We start from the raw sequence: 22,027 nt of genomic DNA on the forward strand, positions 1-22,027 counted from the left end.
CGTGGAGGTTTTCCCGTGCTGGACAGGCATAGTGGCGCCGCCCCGCGCGCGTCAGCACGGGTACGGGGCCCGGACACGAGGTAGGCCCGGCGGAAGAGAAGGTGACGATGGATGCGGAACTGCAGGAGAGCTTCCGGGACTTCGTGGACACCCGGTCCACGGCGCTGCTGAGAACCGCCGTGCTGCTGACCGGCGGTGACCGGCACGCCGCCGAGGACCTGCTGCAGAACGCCCTGATGAAGGCGGCGGACCGCTGGCAGCGCATCGACGAGCCCGAGGCGTACGTACGGCAGGTCCTCTACCGGCAGCAGATCAGCCGCTGGCGGTTGAAGTGGCGACGGCGTGAACTCAGCGTCGCCGAGCCGCCGGAGAGCCCACCGGGACCCGACAGCACGTCCGCCACCGAGCTGCGGCTCGTGCTCCGCGCGGCCCTTTCCCGGCTCACCGCCCGCCAGCGCGCCGTACTGGTCCTGCGCTACTTCGAGGACCTCCCCGAGGCCGACGTCGCCCGGCTGCTCGGCTGTTCCGTCGGCACCGTACGCTCCGCCACCCACCGCTCCCTCGCCCGGCTGCGCGTCCTCGCGCCCGAACTGGCCGCCCTCGGTTCGGACCCCGGACCCGAAGAGCCGCCGTCCCGTGACTACTCGCCCGTGGAGGTGCGGCCGTGAACGTCGAGGAACTCGTCCGGGACGCCCTGCGTGAACAGGCCGCCGAACAGCCCCCCGCGGCGCCGGGATTCGCCGACCGGGTCCTCGGTGCCCGCCGGCACCGCCGGACCCGCCGCATCGCCGCCGTCGCCGTGGCCGCCGCGGCCGTGGTCGCCGTCGCGGTGGGCGTGCCGCTGCTCGACGGCGGCAAGGCGGACGTACGGCCCGCCGGGGTCCTCGACCCCGACGAGACCCGAGCCCACCCCGACCAGTCGCCGCCCCACGAGCTGATCCGGGCCGGCGACGCCACGATGGCCGCCTACTACACCGTCGACACGGTCAAGGAGACGGCCCACCGTTCCCGCACCACCCGCACCTACTGGCTGCTGGACGAGCGCACCGGCCGCTACGAGAAGGACGCCCGGTGGTCGTACGTCGCCGTCGCCCCGAACCTGAAGACCGCCGCCGTACTGGAGCGGCAGCTGCCCGCGTCGCGGATCGGCCTGCTCGACCTCGGCACCGGCAAGGTGGCCCGCTGGATCCCGGTCGAGCACGGCGTCGGCGGGATCGCCTTCTCTCACGACGGCCGCAGGCTCGTCGCGACGACCTACGCCACCGACCCCGACGTCCTGACCCAGACGACGGATGACAAGGACGTCAAAGTCTTCTCCATGCCCGCCACCATGCCGCGCACCGGCTTCTACGTTCTCGACGTGGCGTCCGGGAAGGGTTCCTGGAGTGCGGTGCGCGACCCGCACGACAGCATGGGGCTGTCCACCATCAACTCCCGCCAGGACTTCGCCCTCAGCCGCTCCGGACTGTACGTCTGGTCCGGCCTGACCTCCGATCCCGGGACGCAGTTCTACGACCTCCAGGGCGACGAGGTCCCCGCGCCGGTCAGGGAGCGGAACCTGAAGTGGTACGTCGAGGCGGGACTGTCGCCCGACGGCAGGAGGGTCGCCGGCGACTTCGCGGGCAGGACCATGAAGACCTCCTCCTGGGTCCTCGACCTCGACACCGGCGAACAGGTCGAGGTGCCCGGGCAGGAGCTGCTCGCCTGGGCCGACGACAGGTCGCTGATCGCCTGGGACAGGGGCAAGGACAGGGGCGGCGCGTACCACGACCGGCTGGTCCTCGTCACCCTCGGCAGCGACAAGGTCGTCCCGCTGAGCGGCTTCCGTACGGGACACGGTTACGCCGGCCGCTGGGAACCGGTCTTCGCCGAGCGCTGATCAGCCGCCCGTCGACACCAGTTCCGCGTACACCGCCCGCAGCCCGTCGGCCGTCTCCCGGTCGGCGGGCCTGAGCGGTGCCCGTACCGGTCCCGCCGGCAGGCCCAGCGCGCTGAGCAGGGCCTTCGCCGTGACCGTGCCCGGCAGCGCCCCCGCCGTCATCGCCTCGATCAGCGGGATGGCCCGCAGCTGGAGTCCGGCCGCCCGGGCGGTGTCGCCCGCGTCGAAGGCGTCCAGGATCGCGGCGACCCGCCCCGGCACCACGTTCGCGACCGTGCTCACGCAGCCCGCCGCGCCCACCGCGTACAGGGCGAGGATGTGCTCGTCGCAGCCCGCGTAGTACGCCAAACCGGTGCGTGCCAGCACCTTCTGGGTGCCGAGGAAGTCGTACGAGCAGTCCTTCACGGCGACGATCCGGGGATGCCGGGCGAGCCGGACCAGAGTCTCCGGTTCGATGCGGGTGCCGGTGCGGCCGGGGATGTCGTACAGCATCACCGGCAGCCCGCTCGCCTCCGCCACCTCCAGGAAGTGCGCCTCCAGCGCGTCCTGAGGGGGCCGGCTGTAGTACGGCGACACCACCAGGACACCGTCGGCGCCCGCCTTCTCGGCGGCCAGCGCCAGTTCGACGGTGTGCCGGGTGTCCGCGGTGCCCACGCCCGCCACGAGCGGCACCCGCTCGCCCACCGCCTCCCGCACGGCCTCGATCAGCTGCGCCTTCTCCGCGTCCGTCGTGGTCGGTGACTCGCCGGTGGTGCCGTTCAGCACCAGGCCGTCGCAGCCCTCCGCCACCAGATGCGCGGCCAGCCGCCCGGCACCGGCCAGGTCGATCGCACCCGCCGTGGTGAACGGCGTGACCATCGCGCACAGGGTCCGTCCGAAGGGGCGCGGGGCGGGGGCAGAGGAAGGAGAGGGGGAGGGCGTGGTGCCTTGTGGTGTCGTCATGGGGGTAGTCTCGGCGCGAGGTCAGCTTAGCTCTACTTAATTTTTCTCCGGTTCATGTCTTAGCAGTGCTACGAAGACCTTGTCCGGCGGTGGCGCGCGCAGGGCTGAGCGCCGCTGATCCGGGTACCCGGGTGTCAAGCAGAGTGGAAGCCGACGACACTCAGGAGGGGCACCGATGACGAAGAGGACCGCACGCGGGACGGGGGCTCGACTGACCGGCACCGCGGGCGCGTTGGCGGCGAAGGCCGACCTCAAGGGGCGCACCCAGGCGCGCGCCGCCGATCTGATGGACAAGGCCGGTGCCCTGAGCGTGCAGCTGCGCTCGGGCGCGACCAAGGCCGGTCACCAGGCCCAGAGCCGGGCGGTCAGGGGCGGGCACACGGCGCAGGAGCAGATGCTGAAGGCGCGGCACACGGTCCAGGAGCGGGCGCTCAGGACCGGACACGTCGTCCAGGAGCAGGCCGGGCGGGCGGGGCACCTCGCCTCCGAGAAGGTCGCCGAGGCCGGTCGCGCCGCCCAGGGGCCTCTCGCACGCCCCGCGCGCCTGGCGGTACGCGCCGCACTGCGCCGCCCCCGGCAGATTCTGATCGCGGGCGCCGCCCTCGCCGCCGCGGGCGTGGCCGTGGGCGTGCTGCGCCGCGGTTCGCGCCGCTGAGCCCACCGGGAGGGCCGGCCCCGCCGTGGGCCCGGTCCCACCGCCAGTCTTGGGCCCCACCCTCCCTCCGAAAACTTGAGCCACCTGGACAGGAAAAGTTTTCGGTGGGAGGGTGGGGCCATGCTGGATGTCACCGTGATCGAGGACCCCGAGGCGGCGGTCGTGTCGCTGGACCCCGTGCGGGCCCGGCTGCTCGCCGAACTGGCCGCCGCGCCCGCGTCGGCCACGATGCTGGCCGGCAGGGTGGGGCTGCCGCGGCAGAAGGTGAACTACCACCTCAAGGCGCTGGAGCGGCATGGCCTCGTCGAGCTGGCGGGGGAGCGGCGCAAGGGAAACGTCACCGAGCGGCTGATGCGGGCGACCGCCGCGTCGTACGTCATCTCACCGGCCGCGCTGCCCGCCGTGCAGCCGGACCCGGACCGCTTCCGCGACCAGCTCTCCGCGCGCTGGCTGCTCGCGCTCGGCGCCCGTCTGGTGCGGGACGTCGGCGCGCTGATCACCGGCGCCGCGAAGGCGCGCAAGCGGCTGGCCACCTACGCGCTGGACGGCGAGGTCCGCTTCGCCTCCGCCGCCGACCGGGCCGCGTTCGTGCAGGAGCTGACGGCGGGTGTGAGCGCGCTCGTCCGCAAGTACGACGCGCCCGGCGCGGAAGGCGGCCGGGACCACCGCATCGTCGTCGCCCTCCATCCCGTACTCAGGGAACCAGCCGCCCCCGCGCACGAGGAACCAGCCGCCCCCGCGCACGAGGAACTGTCCGCCCCCGCGCACGAGGAATCCTCCGCCCGCGCGGAGGACGGACCCACCGCCCCCGCCCCGGGCCAGTAGGCAGCAGGAGTCCCGTCATGTCCAAGGAATTCGAGATCGTCCGTGAGTTCGAGGTCGACGCCACGCCTGCGGAGGTGTGGGAGGCGATCACCCACGGCACCGGTGGCTACCTGTGGCCGATGGAGCCGCCCGAGCCCAGGGTCGGCGGCGCGGCGGCCTTCGGCTCGGCCGTCACCGCCTACGACCCGCCGCACCACCTGGTCACCCGCAGCGAGGACGTCGGCTTCCCGACGCAGAGCGCCAACCAGCTGGAGCACCTCATCGAGCCGCGCGACGGAGGCCGCCGCGCCTGGGTGCGCTACGTGCACAGCGGGATCTTCACCGACGACTGGGACAACCAGTACGACGGCGCGAACCGGCACACCGGCTTCTACCTGCACACCCTGCGCGAGTACCTCACCCACTTCGCGCCCCGCCCGGTCACCTTCGCCCAGCTGAACGGGCCGGAGGCGTCCCGGGCGCCGGACGCGTTCGACGCGGTGGTGCGGGCCCTCGGCCTGCCGGACGACGTGGCCGAGGGCGCCAAGGCGGCCGTCCCCGGCCCCGGCGGGCGGACCCTGGACGCGGTGGTCGACTACCGCGACCGGTACTTCGTCGGGCTGCGCACCGACGACGCCCTCGTCCGGTTCTTCGGGCGCAACCACTGGGGCGCCCCGGTCGGCATCAGCGTCCACGACTTCGCGCCGGACGCCGACGGCGCGGCGAACGAGGCGGCCTGGCAGGACTGGCTGAACGGAGTGTTCGGCCGGTCCTGAGCCGGATCCGCCGCTCATGTCGGCGATCCGGTCACTGCCCCGGTGCGGGCGAAATCTCCTGGTCGGCGGCGGGAGTTGTCAAGGTTTCGGCCATGTGCGGGAGCGGGCCGGGAGATGAACCGGTCGGCATGGGTGGAAATCCGTCTAGGCTGAGCGGTTGAGCCGTACGGCGTCCAGGTGGCCGTACGGATGTCGGTACGACGTCCAGGTCGCCGTACGACCGCCCAGGCATCCGAGGAGAACCAGCCGATGTCAGACAGCTCGCCCCTGCCGCCGGTGCGGTTGCTTCCCGAAGCGGAGCTGGCGCGCGCCGCACTGTCCACGCCGCTGCTCTCCCGGGCCGCCCGGCTCGCCCGCTGGGCCGGCCCGGACACCCGCGTCGACGCAGGTGGCGAACTGGTCGAGGAGCAGATCCCGGCCGCCGCCGAGCTGCTCGGCCTCAGCGGGGACGATGCCGCCGCGTACGCCGGTGAGGCCTGGCGGGTCGCGGTGGACGCCGGGCTGGTCGAGATCCTCGACGAGGAGCACGGCACCGTGGCGGCGGGGGAGGAGCTGGGGCAGCTCACCGGCGGCTCGCCGCACGACGTCCTCGCGGTGTGGCAGGCGGCGCTCGACACCGTGATCGCCGACGCGAGCGTGCCCGACCTGGACGGAATTGTCGACGCGCTCGACGAGGGCGGCGAGGTCGATTTCTCGTCACTCGGATGGGACCCCCAGGCGGAGGCGGACTTCCTCGACGGTGTCCTCGGTAACCTCTACCTGCTGACGGCGAGCGAGGACGGACCCGGTGCGGCGCCGGTGCCGCTGCCCGCGCTCGCCGCGTCGATGATCGTGCCCAGCGACATGGGCGAGCCGACCAACGACGTCCTCGAACAGGTCTCCGACGCGATGATGCGGCTCGACGACCAGTTCCGGCTGCTGGAGCCGGTCGGGCTGGTCGAGTACCAGCCGGTGGACGAGACGCTGATGGCCGACACCGACGAGGAACCGGCCGCCGGACCGGTCGACGAGGCCGACGTCTCCCGCTACGGCATGGTGCGGCTGACCCCGCTCGGCGCCTACGGGCTGCGGGCGCGGCTGCTGGAGGCGGGCTTCCAGGCGCCGGCGGTCGGTGAACTCGCCGACAAGGGCGCGGACGCGCTGCTCGACGGTACGGCCGCCTTCCCGCAGGGAGCCGCCCGGGCCGAGACCGAGCAGTGGCTGGCCCGCCGTGAGTCCCTGGCCGCCGCCCGGGAGCTGCTGTCCGCCGCGCGCGGCGCGGACCCGGGCGCCCCGCTGCGGCGGCTGCGCTGCCAGCAGGCGCTGTCGCTGCTCGGGCCCGAGGCCGAGCCCGCCCTGCGCGAGGTCCTGGACGACCCGGAACTGGGCGGGCTGGCCCGGGTCTGGCTCGCCGAACGCGGCGCGGCCGACGTGCCGCAGCCCTCCCAGGACCTGATCTTCTGGCTGACCGTCGACACGGTGGCCGCGCAGCTCGCGGCCGAGGGGAACTCGGAGGAACTCCAGGCCCTCGTCGAGGGGCTGGCCCGGCAGCACGCCGGGTTCTTCGCCGAGGCGTGGCGGGTGGGGCACCCCGACACGGCCGAGGTGCTGGAGGCGATGGGCCGGCTGCACCCGGACAAGAAGGTGGCGAAGGAGGCCAGGAAGGCGGCCTTCAAGGCGCGTTCCCAGCATGGGGTGTAGCGAGCGGGAGGGGGTTTGCGCGGCGTGACTTTTGGCTCCCGTGGGCCGGTGCTTACGGATTCATGGAAAAACCGGAGCCGATGTCGCCCGCTGTTCAACCGGCGTTCAGGAGTGACCGGGAGCGTGTGCGCCGTCTTGAGGTCCGCCACCCTCCACGGCACTCCGACCGTCACAGGAGACACCATGTCGCTCACCCGCAGGGACTTCGCCAGGAAATCCGCGATCACCGGTGCCGGTGTCGCGCTGGCGGGCAGCGTCGGCGCCCTCGCCACCGCCCCGAACGCGCTCGCCGCTTCCGACTCCGCCGAGGGCGAGTCGGCGCCCGGGCACCGCGGCGTCGGCTACGGCCCGCTGGTCGCCGATCCGCACGGCATCCTCGCGCTCCCCGCCGGCTTCACGTACAAGATCATTACGTACAGCGGCCGGACCAGGCTGGAGTCCGGCGAGTTCACCCCCTCCAACCACGACGGCACCGCCACCTTCGACGGGCCGCGCGGCGCCACCCTGCTCGTCAACAACCACGAGCTGAAGGGCCCGCGGGCCGACTGGGACCACCCGGTCCCGCTCGCCGAGGGCCTGGTGTACGACCCGGCCGCCGCCGGTGGCTGCACGGTCGTCGAGGTCCGGCCCGGCGGCCACGTCGCCGAATGGGTCGGCATCGCCGGTACCTCCACCAACTGCGCGGGTGGCAGCACCCCTTGGGGCACCTGGCTGACCTGTGAGGAGACCGAGGACAAGGCCGGCGCCAACGGCATGACCAAGGACCACGGCTACGTCTTCGAGGTGGACCCCGAGGACCGCCGGGCAAACCGCGACCCCAAGCCCGTCAAGGCGCTGGGCCGGTACGCCCACGAGGCCGTCGTGGTGGACCCCAAGCGCGGCCACCTCTACCTCACCGAGGACGCCTCGGGGCCCAACGGCCTGCTCTACCGCTGGACCCCGCCGCAGGGCTTCCACCACGGCCGCGGCAGGCTGCGCACCCTCGCCGACGACGCGGGCACCCTCCAGGCCTTCAAGTGCTTCGACTCCGGCGGCCAGTTCGTCGACGACCTGTCCCGCGCCACGAAGATCGGCACGGTCTACGGCGTCGACTGGGTCGACGTCCCCGACCGCGACGCGAAGTCGGTCTCCGTGCGCAAGCAGTTCGGCGCCGGCCAGATCACCCGCGCCCGCAAGCTGGAGGGCATGTGGTGGGGCGACGGCGGCGCCTACATCGTCTCCTCCTACGCCCGTGCGGAGAGCCCCGTCCCGCACGACGGCGCCGTCTGGTTCTACGACCCGAAGCGCCGCACCCTCACCCTCAAGGTCCTCATCGGCGTCAACCCGGACCCGTCCGCCGAAGGCGCCTTCGACGGCCCGGACAACATCACCGTCTCCCCGTACGGCGGTCTCGTCATCGCCGAGGACGGCGAGGGCCTCCAGCACCTGTTCGGCGCCACCGAAAGCGGCCGTACCTACCCGATCGCCCGCAACGAACTGAACATCGGCACCGCGGACGCCCCGGAGTACAGCGAATTCACCGGCGTCACCTTCTCGCCCGACGGCCGGACCCTGTACGCCAACATCCAGATCCCGGGCATCATGCTCGCGATCAGCGGGCCCTGGAAGCGCCAGAAGGGCTGCTGAACGTAATTCGCTCGTTCGCTCCGCGGCCGCTTCCCTATGGTGGTGCACGTCCAGGTGCGAAGGCAGGACCTACTTCCACTGATAATGGGGCGGCCGCGGGTTCGAGTCCCGCCACCGGTACGACGCGCCGGTGTAGCTCAGGGGTCAGAGCACCTACGTCGGTTCCGCCGGCCTCGAACTCTGGACACCAAAACTTCATGCACCTCCCGGTGCGCAGGCTGCGGCTCCTTCTTTCTCAGAGAATCCGGCGCCGCCGCCGATCCGACCTCGGGAGGCTCAGTTCATGGTGAGCGGCCGCCGCCGACCCTTTCTTTTCTCGGAGACCACCTACCTTTCTGTGCCTCCTCCCAGACTCCACTGAATTCGGGGGGAATTCATCATGGCGCGGTTCAACACCAGGGCGGCTCGGGCGCAGCCCGCTTCGCGGGTCACCTCGACAGGACGCGTGCTGCGCACCTTCCAGGGCGGCCGCGGCCAGGAGCGGGACAAGCGCTCCGAGCTCTTCCTGCTCGCCGTCTCCACCCTCGTGTCCCAGCAGACCTTCTACGAGTCCGGTGCCGACCGTGACGACCGGTTCGCGCGGCTCGTACGGGAACTCGCCGTCACCGACGCCGCCTGGACCGCCGGCCTGCTCGGCTGGCTGCGCGGCGAGGGCAACCTGCGCACCGCCTCGCTGGTGGGCGCCGCCGAGTACGTGCACGCCCGGCTGGCCGTGGGGGCCACCGACGGCCCCTCCAACCGCGAGGTCGTCGCCTCCGTGCTGCAGCGCCCGGACGAGCCCGGCGAACTGCTCGCGTACTGGACCGCCACGTACGGCCGTGCCGTCCCCAAGCCCGTCAAGCGCGGGATCGCCGACGCCGTACGGCGGCTCTACCACGGCCGGTCGCTGCTCAAGTACGACACCGCGGCCAAGGGCTACCGTTTCGGCGACATCCTCAACCTGGTGCACGCGGCGCCCGACCCGGACAAGCCGTGGCAGGGCGACCTGTTCCGTTACGCCCTGGACCGGCGGCACCACCCGGACACCGCCGTACCGCCCTGTTCGAGCCCGGTGCTCGCCGCGCACCGCGCGCTGATGGCCCTGCCCGTCGAGCGGCGGCGCGCGGTCGTCACCGGGCCCGGCGGCGCCGAGCGGCTCGCGGCGGCGGGGCTGACCTGGGAGGCGCTGGCCGGCTGGCTCCAGGGGCCGATGGACAGGGCGGCCTGGGAGGCTGTGATCCCCTCCATGGGGACCATGGCACTCGTCCGCAACCTGCGGAACTTCGACGAGGCGGGGGTCTCGGACGAGGTCGCCGCCGAGGTCGCGGCGCGCATCAGCGATCCGTCGGAGGTGGCGCGGTCACGGCAGTTCCCGTTCCGGTACCTCGCCGCGTACCGGCACGCGCCGTCGCTGCGCTGGTCCTACCCGCTGGAGAGGGCGCTCGGTCACTCGCTGGCCCAGGTGCCCGCGCTGCCGGGCCGGACGTTGGTGCTCGTCGACCGCTCGTTCTCGATGTTCTCCGCACGGCTGTCCGACCGCTCCGACCTCACGTGGGCCGACGCGGCGGCGGTCTTCGGCACGGCGCTCGCGCTGCGGGCGGCGGACGCGGACCTCGTCGAGTTCGGCACCACCAGCAGGCGGCTGCACTGCGAGCGGGGCGAGTCGGTGCTGAAGGTCCTGGACCGCTTCGGCGAGCTGGGCGGCACCGACACCACCTCGGCGATCCGCTCGCACTACCGGGGGCAGGACCGGGTGCTGATCGTCACCGACGAGCAGTACGCGTACCACCGGCACGGCGACCCGACCCAGCAGGTCCCGGCGCACGTCCCGGTCTACACCTGGAACCTGGCCGGCTACCGGGCGGGCCACGGCCCCTCCGGAAAGCGCAACAGGCACACCTTCGGCGGTCTCTCGGATGCGGCCTTCCGGATGGTGCCGCTGCTGGAAGCCGCCCAGGACGCGGACTGGCCGTGGGAGACGGCGGCCTGACCCCGGCCCCGGCGCTGAACGTGGCCCGCACCTTCACGGGGGGTGCGGGCCACACCCGTGCCGTCTCGCACCTTGCCCTGCCAGGTCACTGATATCTAACATTTCAGTAATGGAGGCCCTTCGACCACTGCCGCGCACCCTGCTCAGGGACCGTGCCTACACCGCGATCAGGGACGCCATCGTCGCCGGGGACATCGAACCCGGTGCGGTGGTGCGCGACGCCGAGTTCGCGGAGCGGCTCGGATTGTCCCGGGCGCCGGTACGGGAGGCGTTCTCCCGGCTCGTCGACGAGGGGCTCCTGGAGAGCAAACCGCAGAGCTATACCCGGGTCACCCCGGTGGTGGCCGCGGAGGTACGGGACGCGGCGGCCGTGGTCGGCGCCATGCACGAACTGGTCACCCGGGCCGCCGTACCCCGGCTGCGGGACGCGGACCTGGACGAGATGCGCGTGTCCAACGCCCGGTTCGCCGCCGCCGTACAGACAGGTGACGTGGACGAGGCGCTGCGCGCCGACGACGACCTGCACGACGTGCTGGTCCGGGTGGCCGGAAACCGCGCGGCCGCCGCCACCGTCGCCCGCTACACCCCGCTCATCCGCCGCCTGGAGCGCCGTCGTTTCGGCGAGGGCGGTTCCTGCCGCTCGGCCGGCCTGCACGAGCGCCTGATCGAGGCCTGCGCGGCGGGGGACGCGGAGGCGGCGGCGCGGGTCACGGCGGACATCTGGCACACCCTCGCGGACCTGGCAGACGACGACACCGACTGACCGCACCTCAAGGAGGCGCCCCATGTCCCTTTCCTCGTACGACCGTTACCCGCTCCTCTTCGGCCCCTCGCCCGTGCATCCCCTGGAGCGGCTCACCGACCACCTCGGCGGTGCCGCGCTGTGGGCCAAGCGGGAGGACTGCAACTCCGGGATCGCCTACGGCGGTAACAAGACCCGCAAGCTGGAGTACCTGGTCGCGGACGCGTTGGCCAAGGGCTGCGACACGCTCGTCTCCATCGGCGGGGTGCAGTCCAACCACACCCGCCAGGTGGCCGCCGTAGCCGCCCGTGCCGGGCTCAAGTGCGTCCTGGTGCAGGAGAGCTGGGTGGAGTGGCCGGACTCCGTGTACGACAAGGTCGGCAACATCCTGATCAGCAGGCTGGCCGGAGCCGACGTACGCCTCGTGCGGGCCGGGTTCGGCATCGGTTTCAAGGAGAGCTGGGAGCTGGCGCTGCGGGAGGTCGAGGAGTCGGGCGGCAAGCCGTACGCCATCCCGGCGGGCGCCTCCGACCACCCGCTCGGCGGGCTCGGCTTCGCGGGCTGGGCGTACGAGGTGGCTGAACAGGAGCAGCAGGCGGGCGTCTTCTTCGACACGGTGATCGTGTGCTCGGTGACCGGTTCGACGCAGGCCGGCATGGTCGCCGGGTTCGCGGCGCTGGAGGAGGCGGGCGGTCGGCGGCGCCGGGTCATCGGCATCGACGCCTCGGCCAAACCCGTCGAGACCCGCGAACAGGTCGCCCGGATCGCCCACCGCACCGGCCGGCTCCTGGGCCTGCGGCGGGAGCTGACCGTCGACGACGTCGAACTGGACGAGCGCTACCACGCGGGCGTCTACGGCGTCCCGGACGACACCACGCTGGCCGCGATGCGCCTCGCGGCCCGCACCGAGGGCATGGTCACGGATCCGGTGTACGAGGGCAAGTCCATGGCGGGGATGATCGACCTGGTCGAACGGGGCGAGATCGACCGCGGCTCCACCGTCCTGTACGCCCACCTGGGCGGCCAGCCCGCGCTGAACGCGTACAGCGCGCTCTTCTAGGCGGGCACCTCCGGGCACGCCGGACGGCTGAGATCACTCGCCCGGCCGGCTGCCGGGCAGCCGGCCGGGCGAGTTGAGCCCCTACTTGGCGAGGAAGGACAGCAGGGCGGCGTTCACTTCCTCGGCGTGCGTCCACAGCAGGCCGTGCGGGGCGCCCTCGACCTCCACGTACTCGGCCGACGGCAGCAGCGCGTGGAACGGACGCCCGGTCGCGTCGATGGGCAGGATGCGGTCCCCGGTGCCGTGCAGGATCAGCGCCGGGACGTCGACCTTCGCCACGTCGGCGCGGAAGTCGGTGACCCAGGTCGGCACGCAGGCAACGGAGGCGTGCGCGGAGGCACCGGCCGCCACGTTCCAGCTGTTGCGGACGGCCTCCTCGCTGATCCGGCTGCCCAGCGTCTCGTCCAGGTTGTAGAAGTCCTGGTAGAAGGCGGTGAAGTAGGCGTACCGGTCCTTGCTGACCGCGTCCAGGATGCCGTCGAAGACCGCCTGGTCGACACCGGCCGGGTTGTCGTCGGTCTTGAGCAGGAACGGCTCCAGGGAGGCCAGGAAGACCGCCTTGGCGACCCGGCCCGAGCCGTACGTGCCCAGGTAGCGGCCCACTTCGCCGGTCCCCATCGAGAAGCCGACCAGGACCGCGTCCGTCAGGTCGAGCGCGGTGAGCACCTTGTCGAGGTCGGCGGCGAAGGTGTCGTAGTCGTAGCCCGTGGTGGGCTGGGAGGAACGGCCGAAGCCGCGGCGGTCGTAGGTGACGACGCGGTGTCCGGCCTCCAGCAGCACCGGCAGCTGCTTCTCCCAGGAGTGGCCGTCGAGCGGGTACCCGTGGATCAGCACGACGGGCTGGCCGGTGCCGTGGTCCTCGTAGTAGAGCTCGATCGGCGCGCTGTTCTCCTCGCCAACGGTGATGTACGGCATGACGGTTCGTCCTCCTAGGTTCGGAGACTCCAGCACACCACCGCTGCCGGAGTGCCGCCAGGCAGAAGTGCAGGCGGAAGTAGAGAGCGCTTGTTCTGCTTGTTCTAATGGCCGTGATGACCAGACGTTCCTCTTCCGACCTGCCCCAGGGCGGCACCGCCTTCGGTGTGACGCTGCGTTCCCTGCGCCGGACGGCCCGGCTGACCCTGGAGGAGCTGTCACAGGCGTCCGGCGTCAGCGTCCGCGCCCTCGGTGACATGGAACGCGGCCGCAGCCGCGGACCGCAGCGCCGTACCGTCGACGCGCTCGCCGCCGCCCTGGAACTCGACCACGAGCAGCGACAGCGGCTCCAGCGGCTGGCCGACGCCGGCCGGGAACGCGGCGGTCCGGCCGCGCCGCCGTACCTCCTGCGCACGGTCCCCGACTTCACCGGACGACGGCGGGAGCTGGCCGATCTGGAGGCGCTCGCCGAGGGGGCCGGCACTCGCGCCGTGGTCCTCTTCGGACCGGGTGGGCAGGGCAAGACGACCCTGGCCGCGCAGGCCGCGCGGCAGCTGACGGAAGGCCACTTCCCGGACGGCTGCGTCAGCGTGCAGCTGCACGGCATGAGCGACACGCCCGTGCCCCCGGCCGAGGCACTGGTCCTGCTGCTGACGGCGCTCGGGCACCCGCCCGACCGGATCCCGGTGGACCCGGTGGCGCGCGAGGCCGTCTACCGGGCCACGCTCAGCGACCGGCGGGTGCTGGTCGTCCTCGACGACGCGGCCGACGAGGCGCAGGCCAGACCACTGCTGCCGGACGCGGAGGGCAGCTTCGTGCTCGTCACCAGCCGACGGCCGCTGACCGGACTGGAGGGCGTCCGGCGGATCAGGCTCGGCGCGCTCAGCGGCAGGGAGTCGGCGACGCTGCTGGAACGGATCCTCGGGACCCCGCGCACCGACGGGCAGGCGGAAGGGATCAGCCGGCTGGCGGAACTGTGCGGGCATCTCCCGCTGGCCCTGCGGATCGTCGGCAACCGCCTGTCCAGCCGCCCCGCCTGGACCCCCACCCGGCTGGCGGACCAACTCGCGGACGAGGAAGGGCGGCTGGGCACCCTGGTCGCGGGCGACCTGGCGGTACGCGGCGCGCTCGCCCTCTCCTACCGCCAGCTCACCGCTCCCCGCAGGCTGCTGCTCCGCCGCCTCAGCCTGCTCCCGGGCCATGAGACCGGCCCCCACCTCGCCGCCGTGCTCACCGGTGACGACGACCCGGTCGCCGTCCGGGACGCCCTCGACCTGCTGGTCGAGCGGGGCCTGCTGGAGGAGCCCACGCCGGGCCGCTACGCCTTCCACGATCTCGTCCGGCTCTTCGCCCGCGAGCGACTGCGGGCCGAGGAACCCGCGCCGCCCGTCGAGGCCGCCGCGCTGCGCATGGCGGACTGGTTGCTGCGGTCGGCCTCGGCGGCCGGCCGCTGGTTCGAGGCGCCCGGTGCGCCCGAGCCGTGGCCGGGCGCCACCCCCGCCTTCGCGCCCGCGTCCGCGGCGGCGGCGGAGGAGTGGCTCAGCACGGAACGTGCCCACTGGGCGGGCGCGCTGCGGCTCATGTTCGAGGCGGAGCGGCACGAGGAGATCGTCCACACGGCGCGCACGCTGTACTGGTTCTCCGACCGCTGGGGCACCTGGCCCGAGTGGCGCACCCTGTTCGGCTACGGCGTCCGCTCCGCCGCCGCGCTCGGCGACCCGGCGGCCCACGCCCACCAGCTCAACTGCCTCGCCTGGACGTACTCGGTGGGCGCCGCCCAGTACGAACAGGCCGAAGAGCACGCACGGCAGGCGCTGGACCTGGCGACCCGGGCCGGTGACACCGCCCAGCAGGGCTGGGCATGGAACTACATCGCGGGGGCCTGCCTGAGGCTGGACCGGCCCGCGGAGGCGGCCCGGGCCGCCGAGGAGGCCGTACGGCTCTTCGAGGCGACCGGTGACCGGGCCGGGCAGACGGTCTCCCGCCGGGTGCTGGGCAGCGCCCTGCGGGAATCCGGGCGCGCGGAGGAGGCGTTGGCCGTGCACCGGGACCTGCTCGGGGCGGACGCGGGGGACGTGCCCGGCTTCCAGGAGTTCGCCCAGGCGATCCTGCGCCATCAGATAGCCGGTGACCTGCTGGCCCTGGGCCGCTGGTCGGAGGCGGTGGCCGCCTACCGGGCGGTCATCACCCCGGCCACCCACGGCGGTACCGACCGCTTCAAGGCCCAGGCGCTCAGCGGACTCGCCACCGCCCTGGAGCACTGCGGGGACACGGCCGAGGCCCGGGCCCGACTCGCCGAGGCGCACCTGCTGTTCACCGCGGCCGGGGACGCGGCCGCCGCCGAACGGACGGCGGCCGCGCTGGACCGGCTCGCGCCCTGACGCGGTCGGTGACGACGCGCAGGCCCGTGGCCGGGTCTACAGCGCCTCCGCCCCCGGCTTCACCATGTTGCGCACCGTGCGGCCCTTCACGAACGAGCCGAGCGCCGTCATGTCCCACTCCCCGGAGAACTGGCGGACCAGCTTGGCCATCAGGACGCCCGTCTGCGCCTCCGCGCCGGTCAGGTCGAAGCGGACCAGCTCCTCGCCGGTCGCGGCGTCCAGGAGACGGCAGTACGCCTTGGCGACCTCCGTGAACTTCTGTCCCGAGAACGAGTTGACGGTGAAGACCAGGCCGGTGACCTGCGGGGGGATCCGGCCGAGGTCGACGACGATCACCTCGTCGTCGCCGCCTCCCTCGCCGGTGAGGTTGTCGCCGGAGTGCTTGATCGCGCCGTTCAGGATGGACAGCTTGCCGAAGTAGCAGCTGTCGACATGGTCGCGCTGCGGGCCGTAGGCGATGACCGAGGCGTCCAGGTCGATGTCCTTGCCGCGGAACGCCGGTTCCCAGCCGAGGCCCATCTTGACCTGGCTGAGCAGCGGGCTGCCGCCCTTGACCAGGGACACGGTCTGGTTCTTCTGGAGGCTGACCCGGCCCTTGTCGAGGTTGACCTTCCCGGCGCCCGGGGCGGGGGCGGCGGGAGGGGCGGCCGGCATCGGGGGAGCGGCGACCGGCGCCTGGTGCACCGCCGGAGCGGAGGGCGCAACCGGAGCCGGGGGTGCGGCCGCGGCCGGTTCCTCCACCGTCACGCCGAAGTCCGTCGCGATGCCGGCCAGCCCGTTCGCGTACCCCTGGCCGACCGCGCGGGCCTTCCACGCGCCGCCCCGGAGGTAGATCTCGACGACCACCAGGGCCGTCTCCGTGCCCAGCCGCGGGGGCGTGAAGGTGGCCAGCACCGAGCCGTCGTCCGCGTCGCGGATCGTGGCCGTCGGCTCGATGCCCTGGAAGGTCTGGCCCGCGGCGTCGGGGCTCGCGGTGACCACGATCTTCTCGATGCCCGGGGGGACCGAGGCGGTGTCGACGATGATCGCGTCGGGCGCGGCACCGCCCCCCGAGCGGTAGGTCACGCCCGCGCCCGTCGGCTGGTTGTAGAAGATGAAGTCGTCGTCCGAGCGCACCTTGCCGTCGCCCGTCAGCAGCAGGCCCGACACGTCGAGCCGCACCGGAGCGGCGACGTCCACCGCCACCCGGGAGGCGGAGAGCGGGATGTTCGAGCCAGGGGTCATAGCTGTCATGCCGGGTGAACGAACGACCTCGCTTTACCGTTCCCTTAAACTTCTACGGCACCACGACGATCTTCCGTCCCACCCCCGCCGCGAACTGCGCCAGCGCCTGCGGATAGCCGTCCAGCGGCAGCCGGTCGCTGATGAAGACGTCGGGGTCGAGGACGCCGTTCGCGAACAGCTCGGCGGCGCGCTCGTAGCTGTGCAGGACGGCCATGGAGCCGGTGATGGTGATCTCCTGGTTGTAGATGCGGTACGGGTCGATCGTCACCCGCGTCGCGTAGTCGGCCACCCCGAACTGGAGGAACGTGCCGGCCTTGGCGACCCGGTCCAGGCCGTCCTGGATCGCCGCCGCGTTGCCGGTCGCGTCGATCACGACGTCCCAGCCGCGCGGCCGGTCCAGCTCGTCCGCGCTCGCGGCGGCCCCCGAGACGCCCAGCCGTCGCGCGGTCTCCAGGCGGGCCGGGTTCAGGTCGACGACCTCGACGCTCGCCGCGCCGGTCCGCTTGGCCAGCTCCAGCATCATCAGGCCCATGGTGCCCGAGCCGTAGACCAGGACGTGGGCGCCGAGGCGGGAGTTCAGGACGTCGTAGCCGCGTACCGCGCAGGAGAGGGGCTCGATCAGGGCCGCGTCCTCGGTGCGGACGTGCTCGGGGAGTTTCACGCAGTTGGCGACCGGGGCGACGGCGTACTGCGCGGCGCCGCCGGGCACGGTCACGCCGATCGCGGCCCACCGCTCGCAGAGGTTGTTGTGGCCGTCCCGGCAGTAACGGCACTCGTGGCAGTACAGGGACGGGTCGACCGCGACCCGGTCGCCGACCGCCACCTCGGTCACCTGGGCGCCGACGCCCACCACCTCGCCGGCGAACTCGTGTCCCGGCACGATCGGCAGCTTGGGCGCGAACTCGCCCTGGAGGATGTGCAGGTCGGTGCCGCACAGACCGCAGGCGGCGACCTCGACGACCACCTCCCGGGGTCCCGGCGTGGGGTCGGGCACCTCGGTGACGACGGCACGGCCCACGGACTCGATGACGGCGGCCTTCATTTCACGGCTCCGAGCGACAGGCCCTGGACCAGTTTGTCCTGGGCGGCGAACCCCGCGGCGAGCACCGGCAGGGAGACGACGAGCGACGCGGCGCACACCTTGGCCAGGAACAGGCCCTGGCTGGTGATGAAGCCGGTCAGGAAGACGGGGGCGGTCTCGGCGACCACGCCCGTCAGGACCCGGGCGAACAGAAGTTCGTTCCAGCTGAAGATGAAGCAGATCAGGGAGGTCGCGGCGATGCCGGGCAGGGCGATCGGGGCCACCACGCGCGCGAGGACGGTCGGCAGCCGGGCGCCGTCGATCTGCGCGGCCTCGATGACGGCGACCGGGACCTCGGCGAGGAACGACTGCATCATCCACACCGCGATCGGCAGGTTCATGGAGGTGTAGAGGACGACCAGGAACCAGATGTTGTCCAGCATCCCGGTGTTCTTCGCGAACAGGTAGATCGGCAGCAGCCCGGCCACCACCGGCAGCATCTTCGTGGAGAGGAAGAAGAACAGGACGTCCGTCCACTTCCGCACCCGCCGGATCGACAGCGCGTAGGCCGCCGGGAAGGCGAGGACGAGCACGAGGAGGGTGGAGACGACCGACGCCACCGCCGAGTTGACCAGGGCCGGCCACGGGCTCGCGCCGCCGCCCGCGCCGAAGAACTCGCGGTAGCCGTCCAGCGTGAGGGCGGCGCCGAAGGAGGGCGGGTTCGTCGCCGCGTCCGCCTCGGAGTGGAAGGACGTCAGTGCCATCCAGGCGACGGGGAAGAAGAAGACGATGCCGACCAGCCAGGCCACCAGGCCGATGCCGCGGCCCCGGTGCTTCCTGACGTGCGGTGCGAGGCTGCTCATGCGCGGGACGCCTCCTCTCGGAACAGGGACGACACCACGCGCAGGGCGAAGGTCGCGAGGACGATGGAGCCGATGACGACCAGGACGCCGGCGGCCGACGCCAGGCCGTTCTCGTGGGCCTGGTAGAAGGTCTGGTAGACGGTGTAGGGGAGGTTCGCGGTGCCCAGGCCGCCGGACGTGATCGTGAAGACCGCGTCGAAGTTCTGGACGATGTAGATGCAGCCCAGCAGGGCGCCGAGTTCGAGGTAGCGGCGCAGGTGCGGGAGGGTCAGGTGGCGGAAGATCTGCCACTCGCCCGCGCCGTCCACCCGCGCGGCCTCGATCTGCTCGGGGTCCCGGCTCTGCAGCCCGGCCAGCAGGATCAGCATCATGAACGGCGTCCACTGCCACACCAGCGAGGCCTCCACCGCCGCCAGCGGCGTGCGGGAGATCCAGTCGGGCTGCGGACCGCCCACGTAGTGCAGCAGACCGTTGAGCAGGCCGTACTCGGGGTTGTAGAGGACGTGCTTCCAGAGCAGCGCGGCGGCCACCGGGACCACCAGGAACGGGGCGATCAGCAGGGTGCGGACGACGCCCCGGCCGCGGAACCTGTTGTTCAGCAGCAGGGCGAGCGCGAGGCCGAGCACCAGGCTGACCAGGACCACGGTCACGGTGAGGAGCACGGTCGTCCAGACCGAGTGGCGCAGGTCCGCGTCGGTGAGCACCTGGCGGTAGTTGTCGAATCCGGTGAAGTGCCGGGCCTTCGGGTAGAGGGCGTTCCAGTCGAAGAAGGAGATGACCACCGTGGCCACGAACGGCAGCTGGGTCACGACGATCATGAAAACCAGGGCGGGCAGGAGCGGGGCCCTGGTGGACCAGGCGCGCAGCCGGGCGGAGGGCGGCCGCGTGGTGCGTGCCGGTGTCGCTGCGTAGGGGGCTGTCGTCGCGGTCATCGTCCCTCGTACTCCTTGGAGATCTTCTCGGCGAGCTGCTGGGACTTCGTCAGGGCCGCGTCGACGGACTGCCGTCCGGCGATGGCCGCGCTGATCTCCTGGGAGACCCTGGTGCCGAGATCGGTGAACTCGGGGATGTCGACGAACTGGATGCCGGGCGCGGGGCGCGGCTGCACGCCGGGGTCGTCCGGACGGGCGCTCTCGATGGCCTCCTTGGTCATCTCCTGGAACGCGGCGGCCGACTTGACGTAGTCGGGGTTGCTGTACGTCGACGCCCGTTTGCCCGCCGGGACGTCGGACCAGCCGCTGGTCTTCCCGACCAGTTGCTCGTACTCCTTGCTGGACGCCCACGACACGAACCTCCAGGCCCGGTCGGGGTTGCGGGAGGCCTTCTGGATGCCCCAGGCCCAGGTGTAGAGCCAGCCGGCGGACGCGGTGCGCTCGACGGGCGCGGGCGCGTAGCCGAGCCTGCCCTTGACGGGGGAGCCGTCGGCCTCCAGTGAACCGGCCGCGGAGGTCGCGTCGTACCACATGGCGACCTTGCCCTGGGTCATGTTGTTGAGGCACTCGGCGAAGCCGGACTGCGGGGCGCCGGACTCGCCGTGCGCGCGGACCAGGCCGACGTAGAACTTCGTGGCCTTCTCGAAGCCGGGCGCGTCCAGCCGGGCCTTCCAGTCCTTGTCGAACCAGGTGCCGCCGAAGGTGTTCACCACCGTGGTCAGCGGCGCCATCAGCTCGCCCCAGCCGGGCAGTCCGCGCAGGCAGATGCCGCGCATCCCGGACCGCGCGCCGTCCACCTTCGCGGCGAGGTCGGCGACCTGCTGCCAAGTGGGGTGGGCGGGCATCGTCAGGCCCTTCGCCGCGAAGACGTCCTTGCGGTACATCAGGAATGACGACTCGCCGTAGAAGGGCTGGCCGTAGAGCTTGCCGTCGGAGGCGGTCAGGGCCTGCCGCATCGGCTTGAGGACGTCCTCCTCGTCGTAGCCGGGGTCCTTCGCGACGTACGAGTCCATCTCGTGCAGCCAGCCGTTGCGGGCGTAGATCGGGATCTCGTAGTTGGACAGGGTGGCCACGTCGTACTGGCCGGCCTGGTTGGCGAAGTCCTGGCTGATCTTGTCGCGGACGTCGTTCTCGGGCAGCACGGTGAAGTTGACCTTGATGCCGGTCTCCGCGGTGAAGCGTGGCGCGAGCTTCTGGAGTTCCGTCATCTGGGGGTTGTTGACCATCAGCACGTTGATCGAGTCGCCGCCGGAACCGGCCCCGCCCGCACCGACCCAGCAGCCGGAGAGCAGCGGGGCGAGCAGCGTCCCTGCGGCGGCCATGGCGAGCGTGGCTCGCGGCCTCCGTCGGCTCGGGGTTCGCATGGATCGCTCCTGGATGAATCGTGATATATGGGGCATCTGAGGGTGTGATGTGGTCTTCGGGGAGTGCGCGGGGTGGTGTCAGACCCGGATGACCTGGGGGCCCAGCAGGGAGTAGCGGTGGGCCTCGGCGGAGGGCAGCAGGGTGCTCGTCACGATCGCCTCCAGGGCTTGGATCCCGGCGAAGCGGCAGAAGCTGACGGCCCCGAACTTGGTGTGCACGCCGGCGAAGACCGTCCTGCGCGCGGCGCGGATCGCCTGTGCCTTGACCTCGCCGACGGCGGGGTCCGGGGTGGTCAGCCCGTGTTCGCGCGAGATGCCGTTGGCCCCGATGTAGGCGAGGTCGAGTACGAAACCGGCGAGCATCTTCGTCGTCCAGTGGTCGACGGTGGCGAGGGTGCCCGCCCGGACGCGTCCACCGAGCAGCAGCACCGACGTGTTCTCGGCCCCGGCGAGCGCGCCCGCGACCGGCAGCGAGGCGGTGACCACGGTCAGCGGCCGGTCCGCCGGCAAGGCCTCGGCGATGAGCCGGGGGGTGAAGCCCTCGTCGACGAAGACGGTCTCGGCGTCGCCCAGCAGGTCGGCGGCGGCCGAGGCGATGCGCCGCTTCTCCGGGACGTGGCTGGTGGAACGGAAGGCGAGCGTGGTCTCGAATCCGGCGCTCTCGACGGGATACGCGCCCCCGTGGGTGCGGCGGACCAGGCCGTGGTCCTCCAGGGCGCGCAGGTCGCGCCGGATGGTCTCCTTGGCCACGCCCAGTGTCTCGGCGAGTGCGGTGACGTCGACCGAGCCGGTGGTGCGGGCGGCCCGCACGATCTCGCGCTGGCGTTCCTCCGCCGTCCTGGTGCTCATCCCGTCACCCGCTTCCCTGTGGCACCGCCCGTTCGGGCCATGCAGCAAGTTCTACAGCGGGTATCTGAGGCTGACCAGGTCTGTTGCGGGCCCGATGGTGCCCGCCTGTGCCCGTTTCCCGGGCGCCGTGCCCGCCTCGGACCTGCGCCGCTGCCGGGCGGGCGGTGGGATCGGGCGGCCCGGATGCCCGAACACGCCGACGGGCGGGCCCGTTCCCTGCCCGCCCGCCGCGCGGGGGTGTTCTCCGGTACTAGGGCGTGTTGCGAAAGTCCCGTCGTCCGCCCGGAGGGCGGGCCGCGCGGCGTCAGGTGCGTGCTCTCGGCGTGCCGGGCCCTGATCCACGTA

General features: G+C 72.3%; 19 protein-coding genes. 11 read left to right on the forward strand and 8 right to left on the reverse strand.

What is annotated here, in order from left to right:
* Nucleotides 1-107: 107 nt before the first annotated feature.
* Nucleotides 108-668, forward strand: a complete 561-nt coding sequence (locus AB0G52_RS38375; RefSeq protein WP_132886091.1) for a SigE family RNA polymerase sigma factor — start codon at nucleotides 108-110, stop codon at nucleotides 666-668.
* The gene (locus AB0G52_RS38380; protein WP_132886090.1) at nucleotides 665-1,879 is read left to right on the forward strand and encodes a WD40 repeat domain-containing protein; all 1,215 of its coding nucleotides are present in this window, start codon (nucleotides 665-667) and stop codon (nucleotides 1,877-1,879) included. Before AB0G52_RS38375 ends, AB0G52_RS38380 begins: the two co-directional genes overlap by 4 nt.
* Here AB0G52_RS38380 and dapA read toward each other — a convergent pair whose 3' ends face one another.
* The gene (gene dapA, locus AB0G52_RS38385; RefSeq protein ID WP_132886089.1) at nucleotides 1,880-2,821 is read right to left on the reverse strand and encodes a 4-hydroxy-tetrahydrodipicolinate synthase; all 942 of its coding nucleotides are present in this window, start codon (nucleotides 2,819-2,821) and stop codon (nucleotides 1,880-1,882) included.
* A gap of 175 nt (nucleotides 2,822-2,996) precedes the next feature.
* Between dapA and AB0G52_RS38390 the strand changes: the two genes are divergently transcribed.
* The 8 genes from AB0G52_RS38390 to AB0G52_RS38425 all read left to right on the forward strand — a co-directional run bounded on the left by AB0G52_RS38390 (nucleotide 2,997) and on the right by AB0G52_RS38425 (nucleotide 12,133).
* Complete coding sequence (locus AB0G52_RS38390; RefSeq protein ID WP_132886088.1) at nucleotides 2,997-3,476, forward strand: hypothetical protein; 480 nt, start codon at nucleotides 2,997-2,999, stop codon at nucleotides 3,474-3,476.
* Between the two features lie 120 nt (nucleotides 3,477-3,596).
* Nucleotides 3,597-4,301, forward strand: a complete 705-nt coding sequence (locus tag AB0G52_RS38395; protein ID WP_132886087.1) for a helix-turn-helix domain-containing protein — start codon at nucleotides 3,597-3,599, stop codon at nucleotides 4,299-4,301.
* Nucleotides 4,302-4,318: 17 nt separating this feature from the next.
* The gene (locus AB0G52_RS38400) at nucleotides 4,319-5,056 is read left to right on the forward strand and encodes an SRPBCC domain-containing protein (RefSeq protein ID WP_132886086.1); all 738 of its coding nucleotides are present in this window, start codon (nucleotides 4,319-4,321) and stop codon (nucleotides 5,054-5,056) included.
* A 249-nt stretch (nucleotides 5,057-5,305) separates the two neighbouring features.
* On the forward strand, nucleotides 5,306-6,736 hold the full coding sequence (locus AB0G52_RS38405) for a hypothetical protein (RefSeq protein ID WP_361343539.1): 1,431 nt from the start codon (nucleotides 5,306-5,308) through the stop codon (nucleotides 6,734-6,736).
* A gap of 183 nt (nucleotides 6,737-6,919) precedes the next feature.
* Nucleotides 6,920-8,362, forward strand: a complete 1,443-nt coding sequence (locus tag AB0G52_RS38410; protein ID WP_132886084.1) for an alkaline phosphatase PhoX — start codon at nucleotides 6,920-6,922, stop codon at nucleotides 8,360-8,362.
* Between the two features lie 379 nt (nucleotides 8,363-8,741).
* Nucleotides 8,742-10,331: a TROVE domain-containing protein gene (locus AB0G52_RS38415; protein WP_361343542.1), complete on the forward strand. Its 1,590-nt coding sequence runs from the start codon at nucleotides 8,742-8,744 to the stop codon at nucleotides 10,329-10,331.
* 109 nt (nucleotides 10,332-10,440) lie between these two features.
* Nucleotides 10,441-11,094, forward strand: coding sequence for a GntR family transcriptional regulator (locus tag AB0G52_RS38420; RefSeq protein WP_132886082.1), 654 nt, complete (start codon nucleotides 10,441-10,443; stop codon nucleotides 11,092-11,094).
* Between the two features lie 22 nt (nucleotides 11,095-11,116).
* Complete coding sequence (locus AB0G52_RS38425; protein ID WP_132886081.1) at nucleotides 11,117-12,133, forward strand: 1-aminocyclopropane-1-carboxylate deaminase; 1,017 nt, start codon at nucleotides 11,117-11,119, stop codon at nucleotides 12,131-12,133.
* A gap of 81 nt (nucleotides 12,134-12,214) precedes the next feature.
* On the opposite strand, the gene AB0G52_RS38430 is transcribed toward AB0G52_RS38425, so the two are convergent.
* Nucleotides 12,215-13,048 (reverse strand): alpha/beta hydrolase, encoded by an 834-nt coding sequence (locus AB0G52_RS38430; RefSeq protein ID WP_132886080.1) that lies wholly within the window; start codon nucleotides 13,046-13,048, stop codon nucleotides 12,215-12,217.
* Nucleotides 13,049-13,164: 116 nt separating this feature from the next.
* Between AB0G52_RS38430 and AB0G52_RS38435 the strand changes: the two genes are divergently transcribed.
* Nucleotides 13,165-15,429 (forward strand): NB-ARC domain-containing protein, encoded by a 2,265-nt coding sequence (locus tag AB0G52_RS38435; RefSeq protein ID WP_361343546.1) that lies wholly within the window; start codon nucleotides 13,165-13,167, stop codon nucleotides 15,427-15,429.
* Between the two features lie 36 nt (nucleotides 15,430-15,465).
* Here AB0G52_RS38435 and AB0G52_RS38440 read toward each other — a convergent pair whose 3' ends face one another.
* From AB0G52_RS38440 to AB0G52_RS38465, 6 genes are all read right to left on the reverse strand, one after another.
* Nucleotides 15,466-16,653 (reverse strand): TerD family protein, encoded by a 1,188-nt coding sequence (locus tag AB0G52_RS38440; RefSeq protein WP_361343549.1) that lies wholly within the window; start codon nucleotides 16,651-16,653, stop codon nucleotides 15,466-15,468.
* A gap of 52 nt (nucleotides 16,654-16,705) precedes the next feature.
* Nucleotides 16,706-17,695 carry a zinc-dependent alcohol dehydrogenase family protein gene (locus AB0G52_RS38445; protein WP_361343551.1) on the reverse strand — a complete coding sequence of 330 codons (990 nt, stop codon included), beginning with the start codon at nucleotides 17,693-17,695 and terminating at the stop codon, nucleotides 16,706-16,708.
* Nucleotides 17,692-18,537, reverse strand: a complete 846-nt coding sequence (locus tag AB0G52_RS38450; RefSeq protein ID WP_132886076.1) for a carbohydrate ABC transporter permease — start codon at nucleotides 18,535-18,537, stop codon at nucleotides 17,692-17,694. The genes AB0G52_RS38445 and AB0G52_RS38450 overlap by 4 nt, the downstream gene beginning before the upstream one ends.
* Nucleotides 18,534-19,469, reverse strand: a complete 936-nt coding sequence (locus AB0G52_RS38455) for a sugar ABC transporter permease (RefSeq protein ID WP_132886075.1) — start codon at nucleotides 19,467-19,469, stop codon at nucleotides 18,534-18,536. Before AB0G52_RS38455 ends, AB0G52_RS38450 begins: the two co-directional genes overlap by 4 nt.
* On the reverse strand, nucleotides 19,466-20,833 hold the full coding sequence (locus AB0G52_RS38460; RefSeq protein ID WP_361343555.1) for a sugar ABC transporter substrate-binding protein: 1,368 nt from the start codon (nucleotides 20,831-20,833) through the stop codon (nucleotides 19,466-19,468). The genes AB0G52_RS38455 and AB0G52_RS38460 overlap by 4 nt, the downstream gene beginning before the upstream one ends.
* A 78-nt stretch (nucleotides 20,834-20,911) precedes the next feature.
* On the reverse strand, nucleotides 20,912-21,682 hold the full coding sequence (locus tag AB0G52_RS38465; protein WP_132886073.1) for a DeoR/GlpR family DNA-binding transcription regulator: 771 nt from the start codon (nucleotides 21,680-21,682) through the stop codon (nucleotides 20,912-20,914).
* Between the last annotated feature and the right edge of the window lie 345 nt (nucleotides 21,683-22,027).

Source organism: Streptomyces sp. NPDC021562, from assembly GCF_040640875.1.
In the GTDB taxonomy this organism is placed as follows: Bacteria; Actinomycetota; Actinomycetes; order Streptomycetales; family Streptomycetaceae; genus Streptomyces.